The organism is Peribacillus sp. NPDC058002 (assembly GCF_042886655.1).
GTDB classification, from domain to species: domain Bacteria; phylum Bacillota; class Bacilli; order Bacillales; family DSM-1321; genus Peribacillus; species Peribacillus aracenensis.
On the sequence record NZ_JBHVQU010000240.1, the window covers coordinates 1 to 5216 of the forward strand.

A 5216-nucleotide genomic window follows, 5' to 3' on the forward strand; every position below is an offset into this window, starting at 1 on the left:
CTTCGAATTCAGGGTCCTGTTCCGCTTGCTTAAGATAAGGGAGGGTCGTTTCATTTCCCACTTCATATAAAAACATCGCCGCCCTCCATCTAACCAATTTATTTTTATCCGAAAGTGATTGAGACATTTCTCCCATCGCTTCTTCAAAGCCAAGATCGGATAAACAATCCCCAGCCGTACGTCTTACGGCTGCACTTTTATCTTTCAAGGCTTTATACAAGCTCGGAAGCACTTTTCTATCTTCGATCATACCCAAGTATACTACCGCGAGCCGTCGAATTGAGACCTTGCCATCAGAGAGTGCCATGTCCAATACGGGTATATCATCAACCGTTGGATCTTCCATTTGTTCTAAAGCCTGGTATCGCTTTTCCCAGCTTTCGTCATTCAGCATTTCTGCAGTCAGTTTAATTTTTGGTCGTTTCAAAATTGCTTCCTTCGCATCCACCCGTTCTTTTGCAGCGGCTACCAGCCGATTAATTCGTTCTTCCGGGTAAGCTGCAATCAACTCATCGGATACTTCCTTCACGATATCTTCCATATCACCATATCTTACGCCATAATCCTTCCATTTTCGAAGCAGGACTACATTGTCATCTTCTTTTTGAGCCGCTGAAATGCCCTTTAAGAAATAATCCGGTAAGGCAAAACGTTTTTCGTGTTGGCTATCACTTGCTTTAATTTGCATCGGAATGCCCTTGAATTGTTGAATGGCAACTGTTACTTCACCGTAATGTTCATTTAATGCCGTTTGTTGATTTTGTTCTTCGGTTTTTTCCCCGAAAACCTGACGGATTTGGACCAAGATATCTTTCCAATCATATTTCGCATTTCGCTCAACGGCTAAGAAGTCCGCAACATGATATACCCCTTTCACTCCCTCGATCGTAAATAAATCTCTAATCAGCTGGGGTGCTTGGTCAGCTTGATCTTTCTTATAATTATTGCTTTTACCAGCTAATAGCTCTTCAGTTAAATTGATTTTCATTGTATTCGGACTTGGTGTAGGTTCTATAGACTTAATTTTCAATGCATTTCTCTCCTTTAACAAGACGTTTCCATGTACTAGATATTATCACATCGGCAACAGATTCTCATGCAATTGAGATTGGCCAAAAAAAGACCGGTCCAGGTTTGTTCCCTTGGACCGGTCATCCCGCTCATTCCTCTTCCAATTTTTCCGCTAAATACGTCCATCTTTCCATCAAATGGTCTAATTTATCCGTTAGTTCCTTTTCTTCTTCAAGTAGCAGGCGGACTTTTTCAAAGTCGCTTCCCGCTGCAGACATTTCTGATGTTATGTCTTTCAGGCGCAACTCGACCCTTTCCATGTTCCCTTCTATCTCTTCCCATTCCTTACTTTCCGCATAAGTTAGTTTTTTCTTTTTCTTTTCGGTCCGGTTCATCTGAGGTTCTGGTGCTTTTACCGGCACGGCCTCTTCAGTCTTTTCTTCCAAGAACTCTGAATAACTGCCGTAATAGAAATCAATTTCAGCTTTATTCTTGAAAACAAGAAGCTGATGGCACGTCTTATCCAGGAAATACCTATCATGCGAAACAGTAATGACTACACCTGAAAACGTTTCTAAATAATCCTCCAGAACGGTCAAGGTTTGCGTGTCCAGATCATTCGTCGGTTCATCCAAAAGCAGGACATTAGGTGCCGACATCAAAATGTTAAGAAGATATAAACGCCTTTTCTCCCCACCGGAAAGCTTGCGAATAGGCGTCCCATGAGAACCCATTGGAAACAAGAACCTTTCAAGCATCTGTGCAGCCGATATGAAACTACCATCTTTAAGGGCGATTGAATCTGCCGTTTCCCGAATATACTCGATCATGCGCAAATTCTCATCCATATCGACGCTTTCTTGCGTATAGTACCCTATTTTCACGGTTTGCCCTTTTTCCAGGTTTCCTTCATCTATCGATTCCCGTCCAGCCAGGATATTTAACAAGGTTGATTTTCCACTGCCATTATTACCGACGATCCCAATTCGATCACCCGGTTTGAAGAGGAAGGAAAAATGGTTGATGATGGTTTTATCACCGAAGGATTTAGAAACATCCTGCATCTCGAGGACCTTTTTCCCAAGGCGGGCACCGCTTAATTCCATTTCCAGGTTCTCGGTTTTCTGCTTATCCTTTACACCTGATTCCAATGTTTCGAAGCGTTGGATCCTGGCCTTTTGTTTCGTTGTACGTGCCTTTGCGCCTTTACGGATCCAGGCCAGTTCTTTTTTGAATAGACTTTCCTTTTTCGATCTTTCAGCCGTTTCGTTCTCTTCACGAATGGCCTTTGATTCTAAATAATCCGCATAATTTCCTTTGTATTCGAAAAGCTGCGTTTGGGCAATTTCCCAAATCTTATTGGACACGCGATCAAGGAAATATCGATCATGGGTCACAAATAAAACGGACTTTTGATATTTCCCCAAATATTCTTCAAGCCAAGTGATGCTTTCAAAATCGAGATGGTTCGTCGGCTCATCCAAAATCAATAAATCAGGGGTCTCAATCAAGGTTTTTGCCAGCGCCGCACGTTTTTTTTGGCCACCTGACAGTTCCCCCAATTTCCTTGAGTGATCAGGAAGACCAAGTTTGGTAAGTATCGTTCTGGCATTGGCACTTGTATCCCAGGCACCAAGCGTGTCCATATCCTGTTGCTGCTTTAACAAACGGTCCTGAATTACGCTATTCTGTGGATCTACCTGTAGTTGAACGAGCGTCTTTTCATACTCCTTAATCAACGAAAATACAGGAGTTGAACTTTCATACATATATTCCATGATCGTCAATTTCTCATCAAAATGCGGATCTTGGGATAGATAGGAAATCGTGTAATCATTCGGATGATCCTTCGTTCCTAAATCACTGTCTTCCAAGCCTGCGATGATATTCAATAATGTCGATTTGCCGGTGCCGTTTATGCCAACGATCCCGATTTTTTCCCCTTCGGTAATGGAAAAAGAGACATCTTTAAAAAGCAGCTTTTCCCCTTGGGTTTTCATTACATGTTCCATGCTAAAAACTTTCATAATCGTACATCCCATTCCTTATTAAATTCCTCTAAAAACCCAACCATATATTCATGCCTTTCACTTGCAATCTTCTTGGCTGTACAAGTATTGAGCATATCTTGCAAACGCAATAATTTTTCATGAAAATGATGAATGGTTGAGCTTTTGCCACCCCTGTATTCCTTCTTGGTCATGTTTTCCCTTATCGGCAATGAAGGATCATACATAAGTTGTCCCTTTTTTCCGCCATATGCAAATGTCCTGGCTATGCCAATGGCACCAATTGCATCCAAGCGGTCAGCATCCTGAACAATTTCAGCCTCAATCGAAGGAAGCTTCAACTGCCCTGCACTATATGAAATAGTATTGATGATCTGTTTGACGGCATCAACACTATCAATATCCAACTTAATTTCATCAAACCAAACGTCAAGCTTTTTCCAGCCTTCATCGGCTTCATGGTTTAGTTTATCATCCGGGATATCATGAAGCAAAGCAGCCATTTCAATGATAAACTCATTTCCTTTTCGTTCTTCTTTTGCAATATGTAAAGCCAGCTTACGAACACGATCGATATGGAACCAATCATGGCCGCTGGCATCGGAATTCAATTGGTCATATACATACTTCTCCGTCAGTTCAATCATCGTTTGTTTCATATCACCACTCCATGTCCCTTCTATTTTACCATGGTTCTCAAAAAATGGTGTGCTTTAATCTTCATTGAACCAACTGATCCCAATCGTCTGTTCACCGGTATGCACCCCGATGGCACTGCCAAGAGGGGATACATGGATCGACACATGAGGAAATTCTTGTGTAATCATCTTTTTCCATCTTTGTGCCTGCTCAGACACTGCACCATATAATATGGTGCATTCTTTCACTTTTCCTGCTTCGACTGATCTGCGAAAATCAGTGAAGATCTGTTTTTCCGCTTTTTTAAGGTTCCGAGGTTTAGATTTAGTATGAAGCACACCATTTTCGATTGAAATGATGGGCTTAAAGCTCAATAGGTTTCCAAGAATATACTGTGCGTTCGTTAACCTGCCGCTGCGATGCAGCTGATCTAAAGAACCGATTAATACATAGGTTTCATGGTTGTCCGCATACATTCTCGTTTTAACGAAAGCCTCATTGATGGAATCTCCATTATCCATATAATGCATGAGCCTTTTCAAGATTAATAGCATTGGAAAGGAAATAAGTAAAGTATCAAAAACGTCAACAGGGATCGAAACCATTTGTGCAGCTTGCCTGCTCGCGGAAACGGTCCCGCTCAATTCACTTGAAAGATGTACGGCTATGATTCGATCATAGCGTTTTTCAAGCTCCATATATAACTCTTGGAATCTGCCGACCGAAGGCTGTGACGTAGTGGCTGTAATTTTTTCCTCACTCATCCGCCGGTATAATTCCTCAGGTAATAGGTCGACACCATCTTCATATTCCTTCCCATCAATGATGACGACCATCGGAACGACGTATACATGTTCATTCAATGATAATTCTTCGTCCAAAGTTCCCGTACTATCCGTTACCCATGCAATTCGTTCCATGGTTTCCCCCCTCGTTGTGTCTTCTATTATATTCAACATCCCAACCATCTGTCCCCAATTGAATACGGATGGATATAAATATCTTACTTCATAAAAAGAGCCCAACTGGAACTTCCGTTGGACTCAATTTCATTCTTCATAATAATTTTTTTATATCCTCTTCCATTTCCAGAGGTTTTGTTTTAGGTGCATACCGGCTCACTATGTTTCCATTACGGTCAATCAAGAACTTTGTAAAATTCCATTTTATAGATTTGGACCCCATCACTCCAGGAGCATTTTCAGTCAGGTAGCTGAATAAAGGATGGGCTTCCTTTCCATTGACATTCACTTTTGCAAACATCGGGAATGTTATGCCACGATTCAATTTGCAGTATGAATCGATTTCCAGATCATCACCAGGCTCCTGATTAAAAAACTGATTACAAGGAAAACCAAGCACGACAACCCCATCCTCTTTATATTGCACATACAGGCTTTGCAAATCATCATACTGTGGCGAAAAACCGCATTTGCTTGCGGTATTCACTATAATCATCACCTTCCCTCTATATTCCTCAAGCGAGATGGTTTCGCCATTGATTTTATTGACTTCAAATTCGTAAATGGACATGTATGATCACTCCCTATAGTATGA

The 5216-nt window shown here is 41.4% G+C and carries 5 protein-coding genes; all 5 read right to left on the reverse strand.

The window, feature by feature from the left end; translation table 11 throughout:
• The coding region (locus ACFVSH_RS22550) for a conserved virulence factor C family protein (RefSeq protein WP_387707928.1) at positions 1-1030 on the reverse strand (1030 nt) is incomplete at its 3' end.
• Positions 1031-1160: 130 nt separating this feature from the next.
• Positions 1161-3038 (reverse strand): ABC-F family ATP-binding cassette domain-containing protein, encoded by a 1878-nt coding sequence (locus tag ACFVSH_RS22555; protein WP_387597247.1) that lies wholly within the window; start codon positions 3036-3038, stop codon positions 1161-1163.
• Entirely contained in the window at positions 3035-3679 is a 645-nt protein-coding gene (locus tag ACFVSH_RS22560) for an HD domain-containing protein (RefSeq protein WP_387597250.1), read from the reverse strand. Before ACFVSH_RS22560 ends, ACFVSH_RS22555 begins: the two co-directional genes overlap by 4 nt.
• 54 nt (positions 3680-3733) lie before the next feature.
• Positions 3734-4579: a DegV family protein gene (locus tag ACFVSH_RS22565; protein ID WP_260288169.1), complete on the reverse strand. Its 846-nt coding sequence runs from the start codon at positions 4577-4579 to the stop codon at positions 3734-3736.
• A gap of 136 nt (positions 4580-4715) precedes the next feature.
• Complete coding sequence (locus tag ACFVSH_RS22570) at positions 4716-5192, reverse strand: glutathione peroxidase (RefSeq protein ID WP_387707930.1); 477 nt, start codon at positions 5190-5192, stop codon at positions 4716-4718.
• Positions 5193-5216: the final 24 nt, after the last annotated feature.